This window comes from Devosia sp., assembly GCF_030689745.1.
GTDB classification, from domain to species: Bacteria; Pseudomonadota; Alphaproteobacteria; order Rhizobiales; family Devosiaceae; genus Devosia; species Devosia alba.
In genome coordinates, this window is sequence record NZ_JAUYGL010000071.1 from 1 (window position 1) to 4431 (window position 4431).

The following is a 4431-nucleotide window of genomic DNA, read 5'->3' on the forward strand; positions in this document are numbered from 1 at the left end:
CCTGAGGCCAATGCCACCAGCGCCACGATTTCACCCGCCGCCATGAGCCGCGCTAGTTTTGAACAAGGCATGGCTGAAAGGTTTGCGGGGCGTAATCAGCAACGCGCGATGATGTCGAATGACCCGTCAAACCCCATGTGGGCAGAAACGGCTGACCAGATGGCGCACCATACTTTTAATAAAGATACCGATCTGCTTTACGACATCACAGGCACGATATCGGGAGGTGACGGCATTCTGCGTTATTCCAGCGGCGAGCCGGTGACGGCGGAGAGCCAGGCATACGCCACCCAGCAAGGAAGCAACTACCAGAGCGCATTGCTCCAATTGTATAACTCGGAAATGGCTCAGAAGACACCACCGGGCGACATTCTTATCAAGATGCTGGATTTACAGGAGCAGCAACCTGCGCGCTTCCGAGCAATGTCGATGTGGCCGACAGCTGCCGATTTTCCGAGCAGCCAGCCTGGCGCGGCATCTGGCAGTGTGAAATCGTAGTGACATAATTTCAAGGAGATATGACATGTCCACCATAAACAACATAACCGCCACGCAGTCGTCGATTCTGGCCGCAACTGGAAAATCCACCACTCAACAAGCAGCGTTGGCTGCGTCCTTGCTTGCCGGTACGGCAAAAAATGCCGATCAGGTAACGCTATCCGGTGCCGGCAAAGCACTTGCCGCGGACGAAAGCCATATGACACAGACCAGAACTCCCGCTCAGGAAAGACTGATAAGGTCGGCCAGTTCTGACAGCGCAAGCGCCGAAAAAATAGCCTATGGTATGGCCAGCGTACCAAGCACAATATTCTTCGATATTAGCGGTCAACCCGGTGTTCCTGGCGGTAACGGTGACGTTGCGATGGGTGTAAGAAAGCTATCATCCACAGGGCAAATCGTAGGTGACGACTATGTAAACAACTTCGATAAAGTGGCTTCGGTAATCGACGCGCAGCGGCTCGCAATCTATGAATCTGAGAAGGCAAATGGAACAGACCCCTTGCTGATCCTGGTCAAGATGATTGATTTCACGAACTCACAATCCCAAGACTATCTTGATGCCACTGGTTGGGGGTGGCGTGGTAGTTAGGGTTTTGAAATGAGCATGGTGGCAGGTTGGCTAGCAATCGCATTGGCGTTATTCGCTCTTGCACCTAGCATTGTTCCTGGAGTTTTCTCAGTGTTTGGGTTGCTAATTTCACTGGTTGCGTTAATTGTGTCTGTTTTCTCGGTCAAGAAAAAAGGAAAGAAATACTTCACAATCACGATAGCCATCGTTTTTGTCAGTGTGTTCCTAGTAAATGATGGGTTGAGAATATGGGAACCATTGGAAATGCCAATCAATATAAAGCTGACTTTATACGGCATATTTTGCTTTGTAGTCATGGGTTGCGCATTTCTCGTAGCCCGATTGACAACTGTAAAAAAACAACCCTAACTGTTCCCACTGGCGCGGCATCTGGCAGTGTGAAATCGTAGGGACATAATTTCAAGGAGATATGACATGTCCACCGTAAACATCATCGCCGCCATGCAGTCGTCGATTCAGGCAGCGACTGGAAAATCCTCCGCCCAACAAATTGCGGCTACATCGTCGCAGTCTAAAGCCAATACCAGCAGCAGCGTTACTATTTCCTCATCTGGCACAACTTACTCGCGCTATGAGCAACAAATAGCTCAAGCGCAGGGGGCGCAAAATCAACACCGAGCAAATGCTGTTAGCGATCCCTCATGGGGAGCCAGATATGCTTATGATTTAGCCCATGACAATTCAATGACTGGCTCGCCAGTCGGTGGTTTACTTTCTATCGATGCCAAAGCTACTGATCCCGCAATTTATGCAAGTGGTGCGCCAGTAACAGTAGCAAGCCAGGCATATTTCACAAAGCAAAATGCCATCTATCAGAATCAAGTGCTTGAACTGTACAACACGGAAAAGGCAAAAGGGACAGCTCCGGGTCAATTAATTAGCGATATATATGATTTGCAAGCCAAGCAGCCAGATGCCTTCCGAGCGATGATGATGTGGCCGCCAGCTTCCGATCCATTAAGTATCCAAGCTGCAACCAATACCCCCGGCACACCGCCTCAGTATCTATATGGGGATGGGCAGGTAGCTAAATCATAATTCAAAAACCCTAACTGTTCCCACTGGCGCGGCATCCGGCAGTGTGAAATCGTAGGGACATAATTTCAAGGAGATATGACATGTCCACCGTAAACATCATCACCGCCATGCGGTCGTCGATTCTGGCAACGGCTGGCAAATCCGCCGCTTCGCAAACTGTTGCCGCTCAGCCGGAACCCGCGGCCAATGACAGTAGCGCCACTATTTCCCAAGCAGCAAAAGACCTCGTGGCCAAAGAAAACAAAATCGTTCCTTATTCCGACGATCCGCGCGCTGCTGCGAGATTCATGCAACATATGGCTGAAGGATTTGCAGGGAAGAATCAAGCCCGTGCACAGTATGCGAGCGATCCGAACAATTCTCTGTATGCCAAATTTCTCGACGAGGCGGCCAGTAAAAATTTCAGTCCTGGCACGGGGAATGGTGCGGGCATCGATCTTTCGTGGGGTAAGACCAGTGCAAATCTATCCAAGATGGAGGACGTAATACACTATACGGGCGGTGAGCCGGTGACGGCAGAAAGCCAGGCATACCAACAGAAGCAAGTACACAGCTACATGAACGCGGCAACCCAACTGTATACATCGGAAAAGGCAAAAGGGACGCCTGCGGGTGAGATATGGATCAAGATAATGGATATTCAGGAGCAGCAACCCGCACGGTTCCGCGCCATGATGGGATGGCCGACTGCCGCCGATTTCGCGAGCAGCCAGCCGGATGCAGCGTCCGGCAGTGTGAAATCGTAGTGACAAAATTTCAAGGAGATATGACATGTCCACCATAAACATCATCGCCGCCATGCAGTCGTCGATTCTGGCCGCGACCGGAAAATTCAGCGCACCAAAAATTGCTACTGCGCAGACTGAACCAGCGGCCAATGCCAGCAGCACCACGATTTCACAAGCGGCACGCGATGCGCTCGCGGAGAACGTTGCTAACGCCACGCAGCAATCATCTATTCCTGCTGGTGGCAGCCATGCTTTTCAGCAAGCAATGGCTGAAAAATTTGCGGGAGGAAATGCGATCAAATTGATGATCCAGAGTGACCCATCAAACCCCATGTGGACAGGGCAGGTTGAATCTTGGGCTCAACACGACTTCACTTTAGGGCATGATGTTGGATACGATTGTTCAGGGACAAAGCCTGGAGAGCCCGGTCGTTTTTTGGGCGGGGAACCCGTGACGGCGGAAAGTAAAGCATACGTGACCCAGCAAACCGCCAACTACCAAAATCAATTGCGGGACATGATCAGCTCGGAAAAGGCAAAAGGGACAGCTCCGTCAGACATTCTTCTCAAAATATTTGACCAGCAGGGCGAGCAACCCGCGCGCTTCCGCGCAATGATGGCATGGCCGATTGCTTCCGATTTCGCGAGCAGCCAGCCAAGTGCTGCATCGGGTAGAGTAAAAACATAAGGAGAATTCAAATGTCCGTCATTTCGACAGTAACATCCGCTTACGCGAATACGTCAAATCTGGCTACGCAGCGATCCGTTGCCAATTCCGTCGCGCCCGATGCAAACCAACTGGCGAGCAATACGGCGGCTTCCGCCGACAACGCCGCGCCCCCGACAACGGGGGTCGTTGTGACGCTCACTGCTCAGGCTATGAATGCCTCGAAAACTGATCTGACCGTAACAGGTGGGCAGAAGAGTTTCGGGCAAGTGGCTCTCGATGCACGTGCCAGCATGGATTCCCAATATGCAGCCATGAAAGCCAGCGGCAAGCCCTTCGACATTAATAAGCGAGAAGGGGAAGACTTGTATAAGTTGTTGGGGAGTTTGGATCGTCGTTCGCTGTACGCAGTTCGAAGTAACGAAGGAGGCCAGTTCACCAAAGATGAGCAAGTTCTAGCTCAAATTTTAATGGGGCAACAGGTGGCGTATGCGATGGATATCCCAAGTAAAGCCGGGACATTTCTCTCATCATCCAGTAACTTTGCAGAAGGATTTAAAAACGGAATTCATTTATTGGACAATGTGAGCAGCGAAGAAAAGTCATCGTTAGAATGGGCGATAGGGCGTGCCAGTGCTCAAATCGCCTATGAAAACGCGGCTGAGGTTGAGAACAAAGCTCCTGAAAAACTTGACAGCGAAAGCCCGATTGTCCAACTGATCACGGCGGCAATGAAAGCGATGAAGCATCACCCAAATTCCGCTTGGACAACCGGCTCGCTTGCAACTGCCGATGACTTGAAACGCCAGCCCTGGTTCAAGGGATATGAGTCCCAACTGGATCAGCTCATGCAGCAGATGCAAAATAATCTTGAACTTAATAAAAACAGCATCAATGTCGGCGCATCC

The 4431-nt window shown here is 50.9% G+C and carries 6 protein-coding genes and 1 pseudogene; 6 read left to right on the forward strand and 1 reads right to left on the reverse strand.

The features are described 5' to 3' along the window. Both Q8O80_RS06080 and Q8O80_RS06085 read left to right on the forward strand, forming a co-directional pair. A partial coding sequence (locus tag Q8O80_RS06080; protein WP_305577992.1) for a hypothetical protein occupies positions 1–498 on the forward strand: 498 nt, incomplete at its 5' end. Between the two features lie 25 nt (positions 499–523). Further along, complete coding sequence (locus tag Q8O80_RS06085; RefSeq protein WP_305577994.1) at positions 524–1090, forward strand: hypothetical protein; 567 nt, start codon at positions 524–526, stop codon at positions 1088–1090. Here Q8O80_RS06085 and Q8O80_RS06090 read toward each other — a convergent pair. Then, on the reverse strand, positions 1087–1386 hold the full coding sequence (locus Q8O80_RS06090) for a hypothetical protein (protein ID WP_305577996.1): 300 nt from the start codon (positions 1384–1386) through the stop codon (positions 1087–1089). The genes Q8O80_RS06085 and Q8O80_RS06090 overlap by 4 nt on opposite strands. A 118-nt stretch (positions 1387–1504) precedes the next feature. Here Q8O80_RS06090 and Q8O80_RS06095 point away from each other — a divergent pair, with 118 nt between their 5' ends. The 4 genes and pseudogenes from Q8O80_RS06095 to Q8O80_RS06110 form a co-directional block, all read left to right on the forward strand. Further along, positions 1505–2128, forward strand: coding sequence for a hypothetical protein (locus tag Q8O80_RS06095; RefSeq protein ID WP_305577998.1), 624 nt, complete (start codon positions 1505–1507; stop codon positions 2126–2128). Between the two features lie 80 nt (positions 2129–2208). Next, complete coding sequence (locus Q8O80_RS06100) at positions 2209–2874, forward strand: hypothetical protein (protein WP_305578000.1); 666 nt, start codon at positions 2209–2211, stop codon at positions 2872–2874. 25 nt (positions 2875–2899) lie between these two features. Next, positions 2900–3544, forward strand: a complete 645-nt coding sequence (locus tag Q8O80_RS06105) for a hypothetical protein (protein ID WP_305578003.1) — start codon at positions 2900–2902, stop codon at positions 3542–3544. Positions 3545–3555: 11 nt separating this feature from the next. Continuing rightward, positions 3556–4431, forward strand: a pseudogene (locus Q8O80_RS06110) (hypothetical protein); the annotation flags it as partial.

Excerpts from the sequence above, each read along its gene's own strand:
- Q8O80_RS06085 (WP_305577994.1), top strand. The coding sequence starts at position 524 with ATGTCCACCATAAACAACATAACCGCCACGCAGTCGTCGATTCTGGCC.
- Q8O80_RS06090 (WP_305577996.1), bottom strand. The coding sequence starts at position 1,386 with ATGACTACAAAGCAAAATATGCCGTATAAAGTCAGCTTTATATTGATT.
- Q8O80_RS06095 (WP_305577998.1), top strand. The coding sequence starts at position 1,505 with ATGTCCACCGTAAACATCATCGCCGCCATGCAGTCGTCGATTCAGGCA.
- Q8O80_RS06100 (WP_305578000.1), top strand. The coding sequence starts at position 2,209 with ATGTCCACCGTAAACATCATCACCGCCATGCGGTCGTCGATTCTGGCA.
- Q8O80_RS06105 (WP_305578003.1), top strand. The coding sequence starts at position 2,900 with ATGTCCACCATAAACATCATCGCCGCCATGCAGTCGTCGATTCTGGCC.